The 21,513-nt window shown below is 73.5% G+C and carries 17 protein-coding genes; 7 read left to right on the top strand and 10 right to left on the bottom strand.

Annotated elements, in window-relative coordinates; all coding sequences use genetic code 11:
- Positions 1 to 37: 37 nt before the first annotated feature.
- Together Scani_RS26760 and lgt are read left to right on the top strand one after the other, a co-directional pair.
- Entirely contained in the window at positions 38 to 1,018 is a 981-nt protein-coding gene (locus Scani_RS26760) for a DsbA family protein (RefSeq protein WP_159480378.1), read from the top strand.
- Positions 1,019 to 1,158: 140 nt separating this feature from the next.
- The gene (gene lgt / locus Scani_RS26755; RefSeq protein ID WP_159480377.1) at positions 1,159 to 2,286 is read left to right on the top strand and encodes a prolipoprotein diacylglyceryl transferase; all 1,128 of its coding nucleotides are present in this window, start codon (positions 1,159 to 1,161) and stop codon (positions 2,284 to 2,286) included.
- A 92-nt stretch (positions 2,287 to 2,378) separates the two neighbouring features.
- On the opposite strand, the gene Scani_RS26750 is transcribed toward lgt, so the two are convergent.
- From Scani_RS26750 to Scani_RS26725, 6 genes are read right to left on the bottom strand one after another with little or no spacing between them, the layout of a single operon-like run.
- A complete protein-coding gene (locus Scani_RS26750) occupies positions 2,379 to 3,404 on the bottom strand; it encodes an HpcH/HpaI aldolase/citrate lyase family protein (protein ID WP_159480376.1) in 1,026 nt (341 codons plus the stop codon).
- Positions 3,401 to 4,657, bottom strand: coding sequence for a CaiB/BaiF CoA transferase family protein (locus tag Scani_RS26745; RefSeq protein WP_159480375.1), 1,257 nt, complete (start codon positions 4,655 to 4,657; stop codon positions 3,401 to 3,403). The genes Scani_RS26750 and Scani_RS26745 overlap by 4 nt, the downstream gene beginning before the upstream one ends.
- On the bottom strand, positions 4,654 to 6,105 hold the full coding sequence (locus Scani_RS26740; protein WP_159480374.1) for an ADP-ribosylglycohydrolase family protein: 1,452 nt from the start codon (positions 6,103 to 6,105) through the stop codon (positions 4,654 to 4,656). Before Scani_RS26740 ends, Scani_RS26745 begins: the two co-directional genes overlap by 4 nt.
- The gene (locus Scani_RS26735; protein WP_246296173.1) at positions 6,102 to 7,445 is read right to left on the bottom strand and encodes an ADP-ribosylglycohydrolase family protein; all 1,344 of its coding nucleotides are present in this window, start codon (positions 7,443 to 7,445) and stop codon (positions 6,102 to 6,104) included. The genes Scani_RS26740 and Scani_RS26735 overlap by 4 nt, the downstream gene beginning before the upstream one ends.
- Positions 7,442 to 8,770 (bottom strand): ADP-ribosylglycohydrolase family protein, encoded by a 1,329-nt coding sequence (locus tag Scani_RS26730; protein ID WP_159480373.1) that lies wholly within the window; start codon positions 8,768 to 8,770, stop codon positions 7,442 to 7,444. Before Scani_RS26730 ends, Scani_RS26735 begins: the two co-directional genes overlap by 4 nt.
- Complete coding sequence (locus tag Scani_RS26725) at positions 8,767 to 9,879, bottom strand: ADP-ribosylglycohydrolase family protein (protein ID WP_159482388.1); 1,113 nt, start codon at positions 9,877 to 9,879, stop codon at positions 8,767 to 8,769. The genes Scani_RS26730 and Scani_RS26725 overlap by 4 nt, the downstream gene beginning before the upstream one ends.
- Before the next feature lie 422 nt (positions 9,880 to 10,301).
- Between Scani_RS26725 and Scani_RS26720 the strand changes: the two genes are divergently transcribed.
- From Scani_RS26720 to Scani_RS26710, 3 genes are all read left to right on the top strand, one after another.
- A complete protein-coding gene (locus Scani_RS26720; RefSeq protein WP_159482387.1) occupies positions 10,302 to 11,033 on the top strand; it encodes a VIT1/CCC1 transporter family protein in 732 nt (243 codons plus the stop codon).
- Between the two features lie 289 nt (positions 11,034 to 11,322).
- Complete coding sequence (gltB, locus tag Scani_RS26715) at positions 11,323 to 15,936, top strand: glutamate synthase large subunit (RefSeq protein ID WP_159480372.1); 4,614 nt, start codon at positions 11,323 to 11,325, stop codon at positions 15,934 to 15,936.
- Positions 15,929 to 17,389, top strand: a complete 1,461-nt coding sequence (locus Scani_RS26710; protein ID WP_159480371.1) for a glutamate synthase subunit beta — start codon at positions 15,929 to 15,931, stop codon at positions 17,387 to 17,389. The genes gltB and Scani_RS26710 overlap by 8 nt, the downstream gene beginning before the upstream one ends.
- Positions 17,390 to 17,539: 150 nt before the next feature.
- On the opposite strand, the gene Scani_RS26705 is transcribed toward Scani_RS26710, so the two are convergent.
- A complete protein-coding gene (locus Scani_RS26705) occupies positions 17,540 to 18,112 on the bottom strand; it encodes a flavin reductase family protein (protein ID WP_159480370.1) in 573 nt (190 codons plus the stop codon).
- Between the two features lie 67 nt (positions 18,113 to 18,179).
- On the opposite strand from Scani_RS26705, the gene Scani_RS26700 reads away from it, so the two are divergent.
- Positions 18,180 to 18,941 carry an ArsR/SmtB family transcription factor gene (locus Scani_RS26700; RefSeq protein ID WP_159480369.1) on the top strand — a complete coding sequence of 254 codons (762 nt, stop codon included), beginning with the start codon at positions 18,180 to 18,182 and terminating at the stop codon, positions 18,939 to 18,941.
- 12 nt (positions 18,942 to 18,953) lie between these two features.
- On the opposite strand, the gene Scani_RS26695 is transcribed toward Scani_RS26700, so the two are convergent.
- Complete coding sequence (locus tag Scani_RS26695) at positions 18,954 to 19,529, bottom strand: MarR family winged helix-turn-helix transcriptional regulator (protein WP_159480368.1); 576 nt, start codon at positions 19,527 to 19,529, stop codon at positions 18,954 to 18,956.
- Between the two features lie 68 nt (positions 19,530 to 19,597).
- On the opposite strand from Scani_RS26695, the gene Scani_RS26690 reads away from it, so the two are divergent.
- A complete protein-coding gene (locus Scani_RS26690) occupies positions 19,598 to 20,323 on the top strand; it encodes an SDR family NAD(P)-dependent oxidoreductase (protein WP_159480367.1) in 726 nt (241 codons plus the stop codon).
- 40 nt (positions 20,324 to 20,363) lie between these two features.
- Here Scani_RS26690 and Scani_RS26685 read toward each other — a convergent pair whose 3' ends face one another.
- Both Scani_RS26685 and Scani_RS26680 read right to left on the bottom strand, forming a co-directional pair.
- Positions 20,364 to 20,840 carry a PPOX class F420-dependent oxidoreductase gene (locus Scani_RS26685; protein WP_159480366.1) on the bottom strand — a complete coding sequence of 159 codons (477 nt, stop codon included), beginning with the start codon at positions 20,838 to 20,840 and terminating at the stop codon, positions 20,364 to 20,366.
- 75 nt (positions 20,841 to 20,915) lie between these two features.
- Positions 20,916 to 21,404, bottom strand: a complete 489-nt coding sequence (locus tag Scani_RS26680; protein WP_159480365.1) for a hypothetical protein — start codon at positions 21,402 to 21,404, stop codon at positions 20,916 to 20,918.
- Positions 21,405 to 21,513 lie beyond the last annotated feature (109 nt).

The raw sequence follows: 21,513 nt of genomic DNA, 5'->3' as shown, positions 1-21,513 counted from the left end.
GGTGCGACGGCACCCCTCCGCTTCGTTGTCCAGGGGCGTGAGCCAGAAGAACCATGAGGGTAAGAGAACCGCCCGCGAGCGGATGCAGGAACAGCGGGAAAAGGAGCGGACGCGCGCCCGGCGCCGCCGGCAGGCCGTGGCCGCCGGATCGGTGCTGGCGGTGCTGGCGGTCGCCGGCGGCATCGCCATCTGGGCGACCTCGTCCGGCGGCGGCAAGAGCAGCTCCGACAACGAAACCGCCCGCCCGAAACAGGCCAGCGGCGGCAGCAGACCCGCCATTCCCGTCGGTGCGCCGAACGCCCCCTCCACACTCACCGTGTGGGAGGACTTCCGCTGCCCCGCCTGCCAGCAGTTCGAGACCGCCTTCCGTCCGGTCGTCCATGAGCTGGAGGACTCCGGCCGGCTCAGGAGCGAGTACCACCTCGTGACGATCATCGACGGGAACGCCGGCGGCAAGGGATCGCTCAACGCCGCCAACGCCGCCCTGTGCGCCCAGGACGCGGGGAAGTTCCGCGCGTACCACGACGTCCTCTACTCCCACCAGCCGCCCGAGACGCAGGACAAGTTCGCCGACAAGCAGTACCTCCTCCAACTGGCCGGCAAGGTCAAGGGGCTGGTGACCCCCGCCTTCACCACCTGCGTCAACGACGGCAGGTACGACCGCTTCGTGCAGAAGTCGACCGACGCCTTCGCCACGTCCGGATACCGCGGCACCCCGACCGTCCTGCTCAACGGCAAGGACCTCGCCAAGGAGAAGGGCGGCCGGTTCACCCCCGCGGACCTGAAGAAGATGGTGCTGGACGCCGACAAGGGCAAGCAGCCCGGGAAGAGCGCCTCACCGCACACCGGCACCTCGCCGCACCCGGGCACCTCGACCCGGGGAAGGCCGGCCGGCCCGGGCGCCTCGGCCCGGGAGCAGCAGAACGGACCGGGCGCCTCGACCGAGGGGAAGCCGAACGGAACGAACCCTTCCGCGCACGGGAAGCCGAACGGCACGAGCGTGCCGCCGGGGTCCTAGCGGGTTCCGCCCCGGTGTCCCCGGTGGCGCTGCCGTCCTCCCGGACACGCAGCGTCATCGTCCGAGCGCGGCGTCGTTACGCAGCCGTTGCCGGGCGGGTTGTCGCCGACCCCGCCCGGCGCGGTAGCGTCGACCCTGCCATGGACCTCGCATTCATTCCCAGCCCGTCGGTCGGCGTCGTACATCTCGGCCCGATCCCGCTGCGCGGCTACGCATTCTGCATCATCATCGGCGTCTTCGTCGGCGTCTGGCTCGGCAACAAGCGCTGGGTAGCGCGCGGTGGCCGCTCCGGCACCGTAGCCGACATCGCCGTATGGGCCGTGCCCTTCGGGCTGGTCGGCGGACGCCTCTACCACGTCATCACGACGTACGAGCCGTACTTCGGCCCGAACGGCCACCCGCTCGACGCCTTCAAGGTGTGGGAGGGCGGCCTCGGCATCTGGGGCGCGGTCGCGCTCGGCGCCGTGGGTGCCTGGATCGGCTGCCGCAGGCGCGGCATCCCGCTCCCGGCCTACGCCGACGCGCTGGCGCCGGGCCTGGCCATCGGGCAGGCGATCGGCCGCTGGGGCAACTGGTTCAACCAGGAGCTGTACGGCAAGCCGACCGACGTCCCGTGGGCGCTGAAGATCAGCTCCGACCCGGCCATCGGACGCATCGGCGGCACCTACCACCCGACCTTCCTCTACGAGTGCCTGTGGTGCCTCGGCGTCGCGGCGCTGGTGATCTGGGCCGACAAGCGCTTCCGGCTCGGCCACGGGCGGGCCTTCGCGCTGTACGTCGCCGCCTACTGCGCCGGCCGTGCCTGGATCGAGTACATGCGGGTCGACGAGGCGCACCACATCCTCGGCCTGCGGCTCAACGTCTGGACCGCGCTGATCGTCTTCGTCCTGGCCGTCGGCTACTTCGTGATCTCCGCCAAGAAGGCACCCGGCCGGGAAGCCGTCGTCGAGCCGGGGGCCCAGCCCGCCGGGGACGAGGACGGCGAGGGGACCGACGGCGCCGAGGGTGCCGGCGGGACCACCGAGTCCTCTGACGCCGGCGCCGCCGATGACGCCAAGGTGTCGGTCGAGAAGCCGTCGTCGAAGGCAGCGTCGCAGGACGACGCCGCGGAGGCGGGCGCCGACGGCACCGCCGAGGCGGCCGAGTCCGGCAAGGAGGCGGAGTCCGCGAAGGACACGTCCGACGGTGAGAAGGGCGAGGACGGGGCGGACGCCCCCGCGGCGGACGCCGCCAAGCCCGCCGGAAGCGGCAGCACCAAGAAGTCCTGAGGCGGCCACCGGCTGCCCACCGCGCCGGGCGGACCCGAAACGTCGGGTCCGCCCGGCGCGGTGCTGTCCGGACCCGGCGGCGCGAGTGGGGGTCAGCGCCGGCGTTCGGCCAGCTCCAGTACCCGCCGGGCCCCCGCGACCACCGCCGCGTCCACGAACCGGCCGTCCGGCAGCGCCAGCGCCCCGCCGCCCTCCGCCGTGGCCGCCCGCACCGTCTCCCGTGCCGCCGCGATCTCCTCCGCCGAGGGGAGGTACGCGGCCTCGATGACCGGGAGCTGACGGGGATGGACCGCCGCCCGGCCCAGGAACCCCAGCGCCCGGCCCTCCGCGCAGGACCGGGCCAGCCCCTCCAGGTCGTGGACGTCGGGGTAGACCGACTGCGGCGGCGGGGCCAGCCCGGCCGCGCGGGCGGCGACCACGGTCCGGCTGCGCGGCCAGGCCAGCCCCGCGTCGTCCCGCACCCCCAGTTCCCCGCACAGATCGGCCTCACCGAGGGCGATCCCGCGCAGGGCCGGGTGCGCGGTGGCGATGGCGAAGGCGTGCTCGATGCCCAGCGCGGATTCGAGCAGGGCGTACAGCGCCGGGGCGGCGGGGAGAGCCGTGGGGGCGGCGGCCGCGGGGGCCAGGGTGGCGGTGCCGGCTCCGGTGGCCGTGGGGGGAGGGGCGAGGCGGCCCGCGAGGGCGTGCCCCGCCGGGCGCACGGCCCCTTCCGCGTCGTGCCGGAGGTGCCGTGCGACGGGCCCGGCCGCCGTCGTCGCCCAGTCGGCGGCGCGCTGGACATCCGCCGGGCTCTGCACCTTGGGCAGCCGCAGACCGGCCAGGCCCGGCAGCGCGGCGAGCGTGCGGATCTCGGTCTCGGCGAGCGGGCCGTCGAGCGCATTGACGCGCACATGGACCGGGGAGCGGCCGGGGCGCGGGTCGGCCAGCAGCTCGGCCGTCGCGCGCAGCGCGTGTTCCTTGCGGTCCGGGGCGACCGCGTCCTCCAGGTCGACCACGACCACATCGGCTCCGCAGCCGAGCGCCTTGGCGACCACCTCGGGGCGGTCCCCGGGAACGTACAGCCAGGTCAGCGGGGTGGAGGCGGCCGCAGGCCGAGGCGTCGGGGGAGCCGGCCTCACAGCACACCCGCCACGCGCAGCGCGTCGATCTCGGGACCGGTCAGCCCGATGCCGGCGAGCACCTCGTCCGTGTCCGCACCGTGCGGGCGCCCCGCCCACCGGATGCCGCCGGGCGTCTCGGAGAGCCGGAAGAGGACGTTCTGCATCCGGACGGTGCCCAGCTCCTCGTCCGGGACCTCGGTGATCGAGTCCAGCGCCTGATACTGCGGATCCGCCATCACCTCGCGGATGTCGTAGATGGGCGCCACCGCCGCCTCGGCCTTCTCGAAGGCGGCCAGCACCTCGGCGCGGTCGTGCCGGGCGATCCAGCCGGCGACCGCCCCATCGAGCTCCTCGGCATGACGGGCCCGCCCCGCGCCGGTCGCGAACCAGGGCTCGTCGATCACCTCGGGCCGGCCGACCAGCCGCATCACCCGCCCGGCGACCGACTCGGCCGACGTGGATACCGCCACCCAGGAGCCGTCGGCGGTGCGGTAGGTGTTGCGCGGCGCGACATTGGCGGAGCGGTTCCCGGTCCGCGGCTGGACGTGACCGAGCTGGTCGTACCAGAGCGGCTGCGGGCCGAGGACGGTCAGCATCGGTTCGATCAGCGCCAGGTCGATGACCTGGCCGCGCCCGGTGGCCGTCCGCCGGTGCAGCGCGGCCATCACGGCGTACGACGTGGTCAGCGCGGCGATCGCGTCGGCGAGGCCGAACGGCGGCAGGGTCGGCGGCCCGTCCGGCTCGCCGGTGATCGCGGCGAAACCGCTCATCGCCTCGGCCAAGGTCCCGAACCCGGGCCGGCGGGCGTACGGGCCGAACTGCCCGAAGCCGGTGACCCGGGCCAGCACCAGCCCCGGATTGCGGGCCGACAGCTCCTCCCAGCCCAGCCCCCACCGCTCCAGGGTCCCCGGCCGGAAGTTCTCGACGACGACATCCGCGCCGGCGGCCAGCCGCAGCAGGACGTCCCGGCCGTCCGGGTGGGAGAGGTCGAGCGTGACGGTCTTCTTGTTGCGGCCCAGCAGCTTCCACCACAGGCCGACGCCGTTCTTGGCGGGGCCGTGGCCGCGCGAGGGGTCGGGCCGGTGCGGATGCTCGACCTTGATCACCTCGGCGCCGTAGTCCCCCAGCAGGGTGGCGGCGAGCGGACCGGCGAACAGGGTGGCGAGATCGAGCACCCGCAGCCCGGCGAGCGGACCGGGGGAGGGGGGCTCGGGGGCGGTGCGGCCGCCGGCGCCGGGCTCGGGCCGCCCGGACAGGGACGGATCGGTCATGGTGCGGATGCCTCCGGTCGGTCGGGTGAGGGGTCCGGCACGGCCAGTGCCGCGGTACGGGCCGCGAGGGCGTCGAAGCCGATGCCGTCCAGCCCGCCGATGCTGGTGGCGAGCCGGTTGCGCAGCGGTGCCGTCCAGCGGGCGGGCAGCGCCCGGGGCGATCCGGCGAGCAGCCCGGCCAGCGAACCAGCCGTGGCGCCGTTGGAGTCGGTGTCCCAACCGCCGGACACCGCACGGCAGATGGAGCCGCTGAAGTCACCGTCGGCATGGGTGAGCGCGGCGGCGAGCAGCGCCGCGTTCGGCACGACGTGCACCCAGTGGTGGTGCCCGTACGCGGTGTGCAGCCGGTCGACGACGGCGGCGAAGCCGTCCGGCGTACCGGTGGGCTCGTCGTGCGCGGCGGCGATACCGGTGCGGACGGCCCGCGCGAGCCGGGAGCGCGCCGGGACCACGGCCAGCCCGGCCTCCAGCGCGCCGTGCACATCGGCGGTGCCGCCGGCCGCCGCGGCGAGCGCGGCGGCCGTGAACATCGCGCCGTACACCCCGTTCGCGGTATGGCTGAGGGTGGCGTCCCGCCAGGCCTGCGCGGCGGCGGCCACCGGGTCGCCGGGGTGGGTCCAGCCGAAGACGTCGGCGCGGATCTGCGCGCCGATCCACTCCCGGAACGGGTTGCGGTGGCGCGCGGTGTGCGGCGGCTCGATGCCGTCCAGGAGGTTGCGGTACGCGAGGCGCTCGGCGGTGAAGGTACGGCCGGCCGGGAGGGTGTCCAGCCACAGCCGCGCCACGTCGGCGGTGGTGAAGCCGTGTCCATGGCGTTCGAGGAGCAGCAGCGCGAGCAGCGGGTAGTTGAGGTCGTCGTCCTCCGGCATGCCGTCGATGTTCCCGGCGAGCGAGGTGGCGCGGCTGCGGCGGTTCCACGGGTACCGCGCGGCCAGTGCCGGATCGAGGCCGGTCTCGCCGAAGTACGCGGACGGCGGCCAGTTCCCGGTCGAGCGGGCCAGCGCACGGATACCGCGCAGCGGCAGCTTCTCGACCGGCTTGCCGAGCAGACAGCCGGCCGCCCGTCCGAGCCAGGCGGCCTCCAGCCGGGCGGTCAGGGCGCGGTCGTCCGGCCGGGGACCGCGGCGCACCGGCGCCCAGGTCGCCTGGATGTCCGTCAGTCCGGTGGGCTCGTCGCGCTCCGACGGGCAGGGCAGCAGCGCGAGTTCGTCGAGCAGTGTCCCGGCGAGGGTGCGCAGGGCCGGGTCCGCGGGGCCGGGGGAGGCGCCCGCCCGGCCGGGTGCCGTCGCCCCGCCCGCGGCCCGCCACCGCCGCGCGATCCCGGCGGCGTCCCGGCCGTCCTCCGCCGCCTGCCGCAGCTCATGACCGACCAGGTCCTCGGGCTGCACCCAGGTCACCCGGAGCGGTGCGGCGGCACCGGGCCGGACGACGGCCGCCGTGGTCGTCACCGCCCGCCCGCCTCCGTCATCGCCGGGATGGCCGAGATCGCGGTGAAGGCCTGTTCGTGGGTGCGGGCGCGGGCCCGGTCACGGGTGAAGACCTCGCGGGCGACGGTCGCCAGCGCCGCCCCGGGCGCCTGCAGATCGAGCCGGCTGGCGCGGGCGACCTCCTCGCTCCACTCGGCCGGCACCGCCGCCGCCCCCCGCAGCGCGCCGACGAGCGCGCCGCTCATCGTGGCGATCGAGTCGCAGTCGCGGCCGTAGTTGACCGCGCCGAGGACCGTGGCCCGGAAGTCGCCGCCACCGATCAGCACCATGCCCAGGGCGATGGGGAGTTCCTCGACGGCGTGCAGCCGGGAGGGGCGCCGGGCACCGAGCGACGGGTTGCGGTAGTCCGGACCCACCGTGTCGAAGGGGGCGATCGCCGCACGCAGCGGCATCAGCGCCGACTCGGGGTCGGTGAGCGTCGCCGCGGCCTCGCAGACCGCCTCGATCGCGGCGCGGGTGCCGTCCTTGGCCAGCCGCAGCGCCTGGACGACGACGGAGGACGGGGTGGCGTCCGGCATGAACGCGGCGGCCACGGCCGCGGCGAACACCCCCGCCGCCTCCCGCCCGTAGGAGGACTGATGGGCGGCGGAGATGTCCAGCGCCTCGGCGTACGCCCGGTCCGGGTTGCCGGCGTTGACGATGCCGACCGGTGCCATGTACATCGCCGCACCGCAGTTGACGATGTTTCCGACGCCTGCCTCGCGCGGGTCGGCGTGCCCGTAGTGCAGCCGCGCCACGATCCACTTCTCGGCGAGGAAGATCCGCTGCAGCGGCAGCGCCTCGGTCTCCAGCTCCGGGATCCAGCGCGGGGTGCCGATCAGATCCGGTACGAGGTGGTCGGCGATGTCGTAGGCGTCGAGGTGGTCGCGCACCGTTTCGTAGACCCGCACCAGCGCATGCGTCATCAAGGTGTCGTCGGTGACGTGCCCGTCGCCCTTGTGGTACGGCGCGATCGGGCGGGCGGTGCGCCAGTCGTCGTGGAACGGTCCGACGATGCCCCCGACCCGGCCGCCGTGCCGCTTGACGATCTCCTCCGGCGACCAGCCCTCGACGGGCCCGCCGAGCGCGTCGCCGACGGCGGCACCGACCAGCGCGCCGACCGCCCGGTCCTCCAGGGACGGCGGGGCGGGGACGACGGGCGGCACCGGACCCGGGGGCGCCGGCGTGGCGACCGGGGCGACGGTGATGGCCGGCCGGACCCGGGCGGCCCCGTCGGCCTGTGCGCCGGAGGCGTTCGGGGCGTCCGGGGCGTCCGGGGCGTCCGGCGCCGCGGCCGGTGTCTGCTCGCTTGCGTGGGTCATGTGCGGGTGAGTCCTTCCACGGTGGGGGAGAGGGAGACCGGCAGGGCACCCGGGACGGCTTCCGGGAGGGCTTCCGTGAGGGCCGGGGGGACGGCCGGGGGAACAGCCGTCCCCGCGGCTTCGGGGGCGGTCAGCTCCGTACCGGCGAGCAGCCCGGCCAGCTCGACGAGGTCCGTGCCGGCCAGCCGCGGCAGCGCACAGCCGGACAGCACCCGGCAGGCGTCGCGCCAGGTGCGGGGCAGGGCGTGGGCGCCGCCGAGCACTCCGGTCAGCGCCCCGGCCAGGGCCGGCGCGGAGTCGGCGACCCGGGAGAGGCAGGCGGCGGCCGGTACCGCCTCGGCGACCAGCCCGTCCGTGGCCAGCGCGAGCGCCAGCGCCACGGGGACGGTCTCGGCCGCGGCGATGCCGTAGCTGTAGACGTGGTCGACGATCTCGTGCTCCAGTACGGGCACCAGGGCGAAGGCCGTGCCCGGGGGCCCGGAACGGCCCCTGCCGTCCGTGGCGAAGGCCCGGGCGAGACGGACCGCGTGCAGGGCGTTGCGGCGGATCTCGGTGCCCTCGGGGAGCTGCTCCAGGGCCGCCTCCACACAGCCGCCGGCCGCCGCACCGCCCAGCGCGGCCGCGACCGCGGCGGCCATCGCACGGGCGCCGTGCACCCCGTCGCCGTCCTGGGTGTAGCGCGCGTCGTACTCGGCCAGGTCGGCGGCCGCGGACGGCTCGCCCGGATGCACCACGGCCAGTACGGCGGCACGCACACACGCCGCGTCGTCGAAGAAGTGCGGGTTGTCGTGGCCGGTGGCGGGCGGCCGCAGCCCGGCGGCGAGGTTGCCGAGCCCGGCCCGTACCGAGATCCGGGCGCGCAGCGGCAGCACCGCGGACTCCACCTCGGGGGCCCGGTCGGCGGCCGCGGCGACCTCACCGGCCAGGGCGTTCCAGGCGAGATCGATCGCGGCCCGCATCCGGCGGTCCCGGCCCAGATCGCTGAGGAGCGCACCGGCCGCGGTGAGCACCGATTCGGCGGTGAAGGCGGCCCACTCGGCGTCGTCGGAGGGGCCCAGCCGCAGCGGTTCGGGCGGCTGGTTCAGCGCGATCGGCACCGGCAGGGTCGTGGTCGCGTTCTGCTCGGCGAAGGTGTCCAGCTCACGGGTGAGCCGCCGGGTCCACTCCGGCATCCGCGCCGCCCGGTGCCGGGCCGCGGGCCACCCGGCGGCGTCGCCCGCGGCCAGCCCGAGCAGCAGCCCTTCGATACGGCTGCGGGCCCCGGCGGTGTCCCGCGGGACGGCCGGGGCGGGGGCGGCGTCCGGCGCGGCACGTGTGCCGCTCATCCGGTCCCCGCCCCGACGCCGGAGCCGGCCCCGCGGCCCTGCCCGGCCCCGGGCCCCGCCGCGGCAGGAGCCCCGGCGGCCGCCCGCGGCGTCAGCAGGTCCGCGATGTCCAGGACGTGGTAGCCCGCCATCGACGGCAGACAGCTGCCGCGCGCCGGGCCGATGGCACCGGCCCAGGCCTCGGGGATCGCGGCGGCGCCGCAGAGCGCACCGGCCAGCGCGCCGGCCACGGCCGCCGTGGTGTCGGCGTCGCGCCCCATGTTGACCGCGGTCAGCACCGAGCCGGCGAAGTCGCCACGGGCCGCCGCGAAGGCGCCGAAGGCCAGGCCGACGGCCTCCGGCGCCAGGTCCGTCCAGGGGTAGCCGCCCACCACGACCGCCGAGCGCACCGCGCGCTCGGTGCCGAGCTGGGTGATGCCCGGGTCGTACCGCGAGCGCTGGGCGGCGCCGACCGCCCGGCGCAGGGAGCGGGCGGTCCAGGAGTCCTCCGGTACGACGGACAGCGCGGCGGCGATCACTGCGTCGGTGTGGGGTGTCCCCCCTGAACCGAGGGGAGACCGGGGGACCGTCGACGGTCCCTGGGGGAGGGCGACCATGGCGGTGGCGACCCCGGCGGCCACCGCCCGGCCGCCGTAGATCCCCTCGCCGTCGTGGCTGACGGTGCCGTCGATGGCGACCAGCCGGGCGGCCTCGGCGGGGCGCCCGGCGGCGAACACCCCGAACGGCGCGGCGCGCATCGCCAGCCCGTCGCTCCAGGCGTGCCGGTGCTGGGCGGAGATCGGGGCGGCCAGGCCCCGGCGGAGGTTCTCCAGGGTGCCGCGCTCGCTGAAGCCCGCGCCGCGGAACGGCCCCTCGTCGCGGTCGGCGATCCACTGGTGCCAGGCCGCCTCGACATGGGCGACGGTCAGCGCCGCACCGTGCCCGGCGAGCAGCAGCCCCGAGAAGATGGCGTACTCGGTGTCGTCGGTGCCGGCCGGGTCGTCCTCGACGTACCCCTCGATCCGGCCCCAGCGGGCCCGGATCTGCGAGGGCTTCATGTTCTCCGCCGGGGCGCCGAGCGCATCGCCGACGGCCAGCCCGAGCATCGCGCCGCGGGCCCGGTCGCGCATCCCGCCGTCCGCGGCGGCGGGCACGCCCGGATCCGCGGGCGGGGAGGGCGCTGCGCTCATGGTGCGTGCCGTTCTGTCGTACGGGCCGGAGCGCCGCCCGGGACCGCGGGGCGCCGGCCGGCTGGGACCGCTGCGCTGTATCCGTGCCACGCGGCGGCCCGGCTCTCCTGTCCCGGGGGGCAGGGTCACCCGGTCGACTCCCTCGGACGGCACCCGGGACGGGAGAGCCGGACGGCCCGAAAAGGGGGTGTGACCCGGATCTCATCGCCGACCCCGGGGAAAAACCGCAGGTCAGCGCGGTAAGTTCGGCCTTCCTTGCTAGCGGCGGAGGGCGATGCGCGCCTAACTTCGAGGTGTTGAAGGGGGAAGCGCCGCCATCGGCCCACACCTCGCTGCAGGGAGTAGGTACCGATATGTCCGTCATGGAGATCATGGATGCCGCGGCGCCGACGCACGCCGCCCACCGCGACAACCACACCCACCGCGATGTGAACGGCGGCTGGCTGCGCCCCGCCGTCTTCGGCGCGATGGACGGGCTGGTCTCGAACCTCGCCCTGATGACGGGTGTCGCCGGCGGTGCGCTGTCGCAGCAGACGATCATCATCACCGGCCTGGCGGGCCTGGCCGCCGGCGCCTTCTCGATGGCCGCGGGGGAGTACACCTCGGTCGCCTCGCAGCGCGAGCTGGTGCAGGCCGAGCTGGAAATCGAGCGCTCCGAGCTGCGCAAGCACCCCAAGGACGAGCTGGAGGAGCTCGCGGCCCTCTACGAGTCGCGCGGGGTCGAGCCGGCGCTCGCCCGGCAGGTCGCGGAACAGCTGTCCCGGGACCCGGAGCAGGCCCTGGAGATCCACGCCCGCGAGGAGTTGGGCATAGACCCCTCCGACCTTCCTTCGCCCACCGTTGCCGCGGTGTCCTCCTTCGGATCGTTTGCGCTGGGCGCGCTTCTGCCTGTCCTTCCTTACCTGTTGGGGGCGTCCGCGATCTGGCCTGCGGTGCTGCTCGCGCTGGTCGGACTGTTTGCCTGCGGGGCGGTTGTGGCGCGAGTGACGGCACGTTCCTGGTGGTTCAGCGGGCTGCGCCAACTGGCCCTCGGCGGCGCGGCCGCGGGTGTGACGTACGCCCTGGGAGCACTCTTCGGAACCGTCGTAGGGTGACGTGTCATACGGGTGACTGCATAATTACCGCGTTACCCAGCGGTTTCGGTTTGTTGACGACCGGGCATAAGGCCCAGGCGTCGCGGGCAATGTCGCTCGACGAACGCCGCCTGGTGGGACGGCTCCGATTCCGTCCGCGTACTGACTCACCGCACTTGCGGTGTCCGCATGTTGGAAGCCCCTTTTCGCTTTTTGAGAAGGGAGCCATCCTGTAACCTGCACGAAATTTCGCGGAGGGCCAACGTCGTCCCTCGGCAATGCCTATGCCACGACGACGTTGGGAGAGCCGATGCGTTTCGCGTCCACGCACTCCGCGACCACCAGCAGCGCCAGCGCCGCCGCCTGGTCGCCCATGGACGGCCGCCCTGCCCAGCAGGGCATGTACGACCCGCGCAACGAGCACGACGCCTGTGGCGTCGGCTTTGTGGCCACCCTCACCGGCGAGGCCAGCCACGCACTGGTCGAGCAGGCACTCACCGTCCTGACGAATCTGGAGCACCGCGGTGCCACCGGCTCCGAGCCCGACTCGGGCGACGGCGCCGGCATCCTGCTCCAGGTGCCGGACGCGTTCCTCCGCGAGAACGTCACCTTCGAGCTCCCCGACGCCGGCGCCTACGCCGTCGGCATCGCCTTCCTGCCGTCCGATGCCCAGGAAGCGGCCGACGCCGTCTCGCGCATCGAGACGATCGCCGGCGAAGAGGGCCTGGACGTCATCGGCTGGCGGGTGGTCCCGGTCGCCCCGCAGCTGCTGGGCAACGGCGCCCGCGCCACCATGCCGGCCTTCTCCCAGATCTTCGTGCGCGACGGTGTGAACACCGGCCTGGCGCTCGACCGCAAGGCCTTCGCGCTGCGCAAGCGCGCCGAGCGGGAGGCCGGGGTCTACTTCCCCTCGCTGTCCGCCCGGACGATCGTCTACAAGGGCATGCTGACCACCGGCCAGCTGGAGCCCTTCTTCCCGGACCTGTCCGACCGCCGCTTCGCCACCGCCGTCGCGCTGGTCCACTCGCGGTTCTCCACCAACACCTTCCCGAGCTGGCCGCTCGCGCACCCGTACCGCTTCGTCGCGCACAACGGCGAGATCAACACGGTCAAGGGCAACCGCAACTGGATGCGCGCCCGTGAGTCGCAGCTCGCCACCGAGCTCTTCGGCGCCGACACCGCAGCCAACCTCGACCGGCTGTTCCCGGTCTGCACCCCGGACGCCTCCGACTCGGCCTCCTTCGACGAGGTCCTGGAGCTGCTCCACCTCGGCGGCCGCTCGCTGCCGCACTCGGTGCTGATGATGGTCCCCGAGGCGTGGGAGAACTCCCCCTCCATGGACCCGGCCCGGCGCGCCTTCTACCAGTACCACTCCACGATGATGGAGCCCTGGGACGGCCCGGCCTGCGTCACCTTCACCGACGGCACCCAGGTCGGCGCGGTCCTCGACCGCAACGGTCTGCGCCCCGGCCGCTACTGGGTCACCGACGACGGCCTGGTCGTGCTCTCCTCCGAGGTCGGCGTCCTGGACATCGACCCCGCGAAGGTCGTCCGCAAGGGCCGCCTGCAGCCCGGCCGGATGTTCCTCGTGGACACCGCCGAGGGCCGCATCATCGAGGACGACGAGATCAAGGCGCAGCTCGCCGCCGAGCAGCCCTACCAGGAGTGGCTGGACTCCGGCCTGATCGAGCTCGCGGACCTGCCCGAGCGTGAGCACATCGTGCACACCCACGCCTCGGTCACCCGCCGCCAGCAGACCTTCGGCTACACCGAGGAAGAGCTGCGCGTCATCCTCGCCCCGATGGCCAAGGCCGGCGCCGAGCCCATCGGCTCGATGGGCACCGACTCGCCGATCGCCGCGCTCTCCGAGCGGCCCCGGCTGCTCTTCGACTACTTCACGCAGCTCTTCGCGCAGGTCACCAACCCGCCGCTGGACGCCATCCGCGAGGAACTGGTCACCTCGCTGATCTCCTCGCTCGGCCCCCAGGGCAACCTCCTGGAGCCGAACGCGGCCTCCTGCCGCAGCGTGACCCTGCCCTTCCCGGTCATCGACAACGACGAGCTGGCCAAGCTCGTCCACATCAACGCCGACGGCGACATGCCCGGCATGAAGGCCGTGACCCTCTCCGGCCTCTACCGGGTCTCCGGCGGCGGCGAGTCGCTGGCCGCCCGGATCGAGGAGATCTGCGCCGAGGCCGACGCCGCCATCGACGACGGTGCCCGGCTGATCGTGCTCTCCGACCGGCACTCCGACGCCGAGCACGCGCCGATCCCGTCGCTGCTGCTCACCGCCGCGGTCCACCACCACCTCATCGGCACCAAGGAGCGCACCCAGGTCGGTCTGCTCGTCGAGGCCGGCGATGTCCGCGAGGTGCACCACGTCGCGCTGCTCATCGGCTTCGGTGCCGCGGCCGTCAACCCGTACCTGGCCATGGAGTCGGTCGAGGACCTGGTCCGCGCCGGCACCTTCCTGCCCGGTGTCGAGGCCGAGACCGCCATCAAGAACCTGATCAAGGCGCTCGGCAAGGGCGTCCTGAAGGTCATGTCCAAGATGGGCATCTCCACCGTCGCCTCCTACCGGGGCGCGCAGGTCTTCGAGGCCGTCGGCCTGGACGAGGCGTTCGTCGAGAAGTACTTCCACGGCACCGCCACCAAGATCGGCGGCGCGGGCCTGGACGTCATCGCCAAGGAGGTCGCGGCGCGGCACGCCAAGGCCTACCCGGCCTCCGGCATCGCCGCCACCCACCGCGCGCTGGACATCGGCGGCGAGTACCAGTGGCGCCGCGAGGGCGAGCCGCACCTCTTCGACCCGGACACCGTCTTCCGGCTCCAGCACTCCACCCGCTCGCGCCGCTACGACATCTTCAAGCAGTACACCGAGCGGGTGAACGAGCAGTCCGAGCGGCTGATGACGCTGCGCGGCCTGTTCTCCTTCGCCTCCGAGCGTCCCTCGATCCCGATCGAGGAGGTCGAGCCAGCGTCCGAGATCGTCAAGCGCTTCTCCACCGGCGCCATGTCGTACGGCTCCATCTCCCAGGAGGCGCACGAGACGCTGGCCATCGCCATGAACCAGCTGGGCGGCAAGTCCAACACCGGTGAGGGCGGCGAGGACCCCGAGCGGCTCTACGACCCGGCGCGCCGCTCGTCCATCAAGCAGGTCGCCTCCGGCCGCTTCGGTGTGACGTCCGAGTACCTGGTCAACTCCGACGACATCCAGATCAAGATGGCCCAGGGCGCCAAGCCCGGCGAGGGCGGCCAGCTGCCCGGCCACAAGGTCTACCCGTGGGTCGCCAAGACCCGGCACTCCACCCCGGGCGTCGGTCTGATCTCCCCGCCGCCGCACCACGACATCTACTCCATCGAGGACCTGGCTCAGCTGATCCACGACCTCAAGAACGCCAACCCGCAGGCCCGCATCCACGTGAAGCTGGTCTCCGAGGTCGGCGTCGGCACGGTCGCCGCGGGTGTCTCCAAGGCGCACGCGGACGTGGTCCTGATCTCCGGCCACGACGGCGGTACGGGCGCCTCGCCGCTCACCTCGCTCAAGCACGCGGGCGGCCCCTGGGAGCTGGGCCTGGCCGAGACCCAGCAGACGCTGCTGCTCAACGGCCTGCGCGACCGGATCGTGGTGCAGACCGACGGTCAGCTCAAGACCGGCCGCGATGTCGTCATCGCCGCCCTGCTGGGCGCCGAGGAGTTCGGCTTCGCGACCGCCCCGCTGGTCGTCTCCGGCTGCGTCATGATGCGCGTGTGCCACCTGGACACCTGCCCGGTCGGCATCGCCACCCAGAACCCGACGCTGCGCGAGCGGTTCAGCGGCAAGGCCGAGTACATCGTCAACTTCTTCCAGTTCATCGCCGAAGAGGTCCGTGAGATCCTCGCCGAGCTGGGCTTCCGCACCCTCGACGAGGCCATCGGCCACGCCGAGCTGCTGAACACCTCCCGCGCGGTGGACCACTGGAAGGCGCAGGGCCTGGACCTGGCCCCGCTGCTGCACGTCCCCGAGCTGGCCGAGGGCGCCGTGCGCCACCAGGTCATCGAGCAGGACCACGGCCTGGAGAAGGCGCTCGACAACGAGCTGATCAAGCTCGCCGCCGACGCCCTGGCCGCGGACACCGCCGAGGCCGCCCAGCCGGTCCGGGCGCAGATCGCGATCCGCAACATCAACCGGACCGTCGGCACCATGCTCGGCCACGAGGTCACCAAGAAGTTCGGTGGCGCGGGCCTGCCCGACGACACGATCGACATCACCTTCACCGGCTCGGCCGGCCAGTCCTTCGGTGCGTTCCTGCCGCGCGGTGTCACGCTGCGCCTGGAGGGCGACGCCAACGACTACGTCGGCAAGGGCCTGTCCGGCGGCCGGGTCGTGGTCCGTCCGGACCGCGGCGCCGACCACCTCGCCGAGTACTCCACCATCGCGGGCAACACCCTCGCCTACGGCGCCACCGGCGGCGAGCTGTACCTGCGCGGCCGGGTCGGCGAACGCTTCTGCGTCCGCAACTCCGGCGCCACGGTGGTCTCCGAAGGCGTCGGCGACCACGGCTGCGAGTACATGACCGGCGGCAACGCGGTCGTCCTGGGCGAGACGGGCCGCAACTTCGCGGCCGGTATGTCCGGCGGCTTCGCCTACGTCATCGACCTCGACAAGGCCAACGTCAACAAGGAGCTCGTCGACGCCGTCCACGCGCTGGACGACGCCGACAAGCAGTGGCTGCACGACGTCGTGCGCCGCCACCAGGAGGAGACCGGCTCCACCGTCGCCGACAAGCTCCTCGCCGACTGGGATGCCACGGCCGCGCGCTTCAGCAAGGTCATCCCGCCCACCTACCAGGCAGTGCTCGTCGCCAAGGACGCCGCTGAGCAGGCCGGACTCTCCGAGTCCGAGACCCACGAGAAGATGATGGAGGCGGCGACCAATGGCTGACCCCAAGGGCTTCCTGAACCATGAGCGGGAGATCGCCAAGACCCGCCCCGTCGACGAGCGGGTCAAGGACTGGAACGAGGTCTACCAGCCCGGCTCCCTGCTGCCGATCATCAGCAAGCAGGCGTCGCGCTGCATGGACTGCGGCATCCCGTTCTGCCACAACGGCTGCCCGCTCGGAAACCTCATCCCCGAGTGGAACGACTACGCCTACCGCGAGGACTGGACCGAGGCCAGCGAGCGGCTGCACGCGACCAACAACTTCCCGGAGTTCACCGGCCGCCTGTGCCCCGCGCCCTGTGAGTCCGCCTGTGTGCTGGGCATCAACCAGCCGCCGGTGACCATCAAGAACGTCGAGGTCTCCATCATCGACAAGGCGTGGGACAACGGCGACGTCACCCCGCAGCCGCCCGAGCGCCTCTCCGGCAAGACCGTGGCCGTCATTGGCTCCGGCCCGGCCGGCCTGGCCGCCGCCCAGCAGCTGACCCGGGCGGGCCACACCGTCGCCGTCTACGAGCGCGCGGACCGGATCGGCGGTCTTCTCCGCTACGGCATCCCCGAGTTCAAGATGGAGAAGCGCCACATCAACCGCCGCATCGAGCAGATGCGCGCGGAGGGCACCAAGTTCCGTACGGAGGTGGAGATCGGCCGCGACCTCGACGCGAAGAAGCTGCGCAAGCGCTACGACGCCGTCGTCATCGCCGCCGGTGCCACCACCTCCCGCGACCTGCCGGTGCCCGGCCGTGAGCTGAACGGCATCCACTTCGCGATGGAGTACCTCCCGCTGGCCAACAAGGTGCAGGAGGGGGACCTGACGGTCGCCCCGATCAGCGCCGAGGGCAAGCACGTGGTCGTCATCGGCGGCGGCGACACCGGCGCGGACTGCGTCGGCACCGCCCACCGCCAGGGCGCGGCCTCCGTCACCCAGCTGGAGATCATGGGCAAGCCGGGCGACGAGCGGAACGCCAACCAGCCCTGGCCGACCTTCCCGATGCTCTACAAGGTCACCTCCGCGCACGAGGAGGGCGGCGAGCGGATCTACTCCGTCTCCACCACCCACTTCGAGGGCGACGAGGACGGCAACGTCCAGTACCTGCACCTGACCGAGGTGGAGTTCAAGGACGGCAGGCCGGAGCCGAAGCCGGGCACCGAGCGGAAGATCCCGGCCCAGCTGGTCACCCTCGCCATGGGCTTCACCGGCACCGACCGGGAGAACGGCCTGGTCGAGCAGTTCGGCCTGGAGCTCGACGAGCGCGGCAACGTCGCCCGTGACGGGGACTTCGCCACCAACGTCCCCGGCGTGTACGTCGCCGGTGACGCCGGGCGCGGCCAGTCGCTGATCGTGTGGGCCATCGCCGAGGGCCGCTCCGCGGCCAAGGGCGTGGACCGCTTCCTGACCGGAGCCAGCGCCCTGCCGGCTCCCATCAAGCCGACGGATCGCGCACTGACCGTGTGATCCGTCCCCCGATGTCCCGTACAACGTCGTGCGGAACAAACCGCGGCGCCTGTCCCCCTCCCCCGACCGGGAGGGCAGGCGCCGCGGGCCTGTGTGACGGGGCCCGGTCCGGTGGACCGGGCCCCGCGCCGTGGGCGCCCTGGGCGCCCCCTAGGGACTGCCGCTCGGGGCGGGGAAGCGCCGCCCCAGCTGTTGTGCCAGTTCCCGCGCGGGCGCCGGCACGGCCTGCGGCGGGGGAGTGCCCGACGGCCGGAAATCGTGCACCGGCGGATGCCACGTCTCCAGATCGATCCGCCCGCCGCCCAGCGGCAGCACCCACCGCGGATCGGCATGCACCCGCAGCACCTGCGCCTCGATCTGCGTCCACGCCCCGTCGGTGACCGTCCGCTCCCCGACCCGGCGCGCCTCCAACTGCACCGGACAGTGCGCCAGTCGAGGCGGCCGCACCAGCTCGGACGGCTCCGTCCACGGCGCGTCCGTGGAGCAGGGCCCGGCGCTCGGCCCCTCCTCGCCCCCCGTCGTGTCGGGCAGCAGATTGAACACCACGTCCGGGCGCACCGCGAGATTCTGCGCGGTCCGGCCGCGGGCCGGCAGCCAGACGCTGGCGACCGGTCCGAGCTCCCACCGGATGCGCAGCTCGACCAGCACAAATGTCCCGTCGTCGTTCTCCGTGGACAGCAGCGCCGGGGCGACCGAACTGCTCTTCTCCAGCGCGACCTTCATGGTTTCGAGGATAGAAGCCGGATGATTCGGCGCTCACCGAAATGTGATCAGAGGTTACTCTGTGTACATGAAACGATGGGACGCCGATCAGGAAAGCGTCGCGGAGACCCCCGATCTCGCCGCCTTGGCGGCACTGCTCGCGGACCGCACCCGTGCCGCCATCTGCATGGCCCTGCTCGACGGCGGCAGCTGGACCGCCGGTGAACTGGCCGAGTACGCCGCCGTGGCACCTTCCACCACCACCGAGCACCTCAACCTCCTGGTCTCCGGAGGCCTGCTCGCCGAGGAGCGCCAGGGGCGACGCCGTTACGTACGCCTGGCCGGACCGGAGGCCGCGGAGACCCTGGAGAACCTCGCCGGCCTCGCCCCCTACCGCCAGGTCCCGATCCGCTCCCTGGCCGAGGCCAACCACCGCCGGGCCCTGCACCACGCCCGGACGTGCTACGACCACATCGCCGGTGCGCTCGGCGTCGCCATCGTCGAGGCGATGGCCGAACGCGGCCTGCTGGGGCGGGACTACGGCCCGGTGCTGACCGTGGCGGGCGCCACCTGGCTGACCGCCCTCGGCATCCCCGACACCGGCCCCTCGGCCGCCCACCGGGCCCATGTCCGCACCTGCCTCGACTGGACGGTGCGCCGCCGGCACCTCTCCGGCGCGGTCGGCGCCGCCCTCTACCGGCACGCCCTGGAGCACGGCTGGGTCGTCAAGGCCGTCGCCACCCGCATCCTCACCGTCACCGCGGCGGGCCGGACGGCCTTCCGGGCGCAGCTCGGGCTGCCCGACGAGGCGTTGTTCCCCTCGCTCGCCTTCGCACCGCCCCGCGCCTGACCGGCCGGGGGCTCAGTCCTCGCCGACCTGGCCGATCCGGTCGTCGCCGAGCTTGCGCTGGGTGTCCTGGAGCAGGATCCGCAGCAGACCGGCGAGCTGCTCCTGCTGCTCGGGGGTGAGTCCGTCGATCAACTCGGCCTCACGGCAGAGCACTCGGTCGACGGTCGCCTCGATCCGCTCATGGCCGGCCGGGGTCAGCTCGACCAGGACCGTGCGCGGCCGCCCCTCGCCGGGCCGTCGGGTGACCAGCCCCTCGCGCTCCGCGCGGGTCACCCGCTGGGAGACCGCCCCCGCGGTGATCAGGGAGCGGCGGCCGAGCTCACGGGTCGTCAGGGTGTACGGCGCGCCGCTGCGGCGCAGCACGCTGAGCAGGTCGAGGGTGGCCGGGTCCATCCCCGCGTGGGCCAGCACCCGGCGCCGGTCGTCGCCCAGCAGCTTCGCCAGCTGCCAGATCGGCGTCACGATGCCGATGGAGGAGACCGGGGTGCCGGGGCGTTCGCGCTCCCAGGCGGCAGCGATCTCCGCTACGGGGTAGGCGGGGGCGGCCGGACGGCCGTTGCCGTCGTCCGCCTCGGATTCTCTTGCCACGGGCCCTCCGGGTGATGTTATGTTCAGCTCTAAATTTAGACCTGAACGTATTGGACGGAGCTCAGCATATGTCACGCACCATCCTGGTCACCGGCGGCGGAACCGGCATCGGACGCGCCGTCGCCCACCACTTCGCCGACGACGGCGACGACGTCATCGTCACCGGCCGGCGCCCCGGACCCCTCGACGAGACCGCGGCCGGCCGCCGGACCGTCCGCCCACTGGTGTGCGACCACACCGACCCCGACGCGCTCACCGCCCTGCTGACCGCACTCCCCGAGCGGATCGACGTCCTGGTCAACAACGCCGGCGGCAACACCGACCTCGGCACGGACGGGGCCACCGGCCTGGCGGCCTACGCCCGCCACTTCCGCGCCAACCTCGACGCGAACCTGCTCAGCGCCGTGCTGACCACCAAGGCGGTGGACGACCGGCTGGCGGCCGGCGGCGCGGTGGTCCACCTCGGATCGATCGCCGCCGACCAGGGCTCCGGCGGCGCCTACGGAGCGGCCAAGGCCGGCCTCGCCTCCTGGAACATCGGGCTGTCCCGGACGCTCGGCCCCCGCGACATCACCGCCAACGTCGTCTCGCCCGGCTATGTCGCCGGGACCGACTTCTTCCACGACCGGCTCACCGACGAGCGCCGCGACCACCTGGTGGCCGCCTCCGCGACGGGCCGCCCCGGGTCCCCGGACGACATCGCGGGGACCGTGGCCTTCCTGGCCTCACCGGCGGCCCGGCACCTCACCGGCCAGGTGCTGAACGTCAACGGCGGTACCCGCGGCACCCGTTGACGTCTCCCCCGGCCGGTGCGCCGGGCCGCGGCAGGGCGGGCTACTCGTCGCCGTCCTCCGTGAGCCGGGCCGGGAAACCGCCGGTCGCGACCGGCCCCCAGCGCAGCGGCGTCACCCGGATCAGCGACTTGCCCTGCTTGCGCATCGCCTCCCGGTACTCATCCCAGTCCGGGTGCTCGCCGGCGATGTTGCGGTAGTACTCGACGAGCGGTTCGATCGCATCCGGCGCGTCGATGACCTCGGCCTCGCCGTCGATCTGCACCCACGGCCCGTTCCATTCGTCGGACAGCACGATGACGCTGACCGAGGAGACCCGGCGGGCGTTGCGGACCTTGGCGCGCTCCGGATACGTCGACATGACCAGCCGCCCGGAGTCGTCCACCCCACAGGTCAGCGGCGAGCCCTGCGGGGTGCCGTCGCTGCGGCGGGTGAGCAGGATCGCGCGGTGACGGGGGCGGACGAACTCCAGCAGCTCGGGCAGCTCGACGCGGGTGTTGCGGGCGATGGAAGGGCTCATGCCGCGAGCCTAGGGGGTTCGAGCGCGCGCACACGCGAACCGCGGAGCACACGCGCGCGCACGCCGTCCCCGCCGTCAGCCCTTCAGGAGCTGCTTGCCGGTCGCCGCGTCCACGACCTTGCGGCCGTCCAGTGCGCTCTTGAGGTGCACCGTCACCTTGTCGGTGGCCAGTTGCTCGGTGCACATCCCCTTGGCGCTCTTCCGCTTGCCCCAGCCGGTGATCACCACCAGGTCCTTCGACTCATGGCTGCGCGCACCGAAACGGACATCGCAGGCGCTGTGCCCGACGGTGACGGTGATCTCCCGCGCCGCCTTCTTCCCGGGGCGCTCCGCCGTCACCAGCGGCAGCAGCGCCTGCTGCCGGCCGTGGACCGGGGAGACCTTCGGCCAGTCCCGCACGATCTGATCCGCGCGCCGCTCGAACGCGTCCTGCTTCTTCGGCGGCGCCGCGGGGGCCACCTTCTGCTCCTTCTGGCCACAGCCGGACAGGGCGACGGCGCCGGTCGTCGCCAGCGCGAGCACGGCGGTGAGGGTACGGGTGCGGGAGAGGTGGGATCCTCGCATGACATTGCCTCCTTGTGTCACGGATGGGACGTGCCAGGCGCAAGACAGGTTCCGGCCCTTTCCGTCCCTGCCGCCCGGGGCCGGGCGGCAGGCTCCAGCACCCGCGCTC

The organism is Streptomyces caniferus, from assembly GCF_009811555.1.
Classification (GTDB): domain Bacteria; phylum Actinomycetota; class Actinomycetes; order Streptomycetales; family Streptomycetaceae; genus Streptomyces; species Streptomyces caniferus.
Note: the sequence above shows the minus strand (reverse complement) of the source record. Positions and strands in the feature narration are given on the sequence as shown.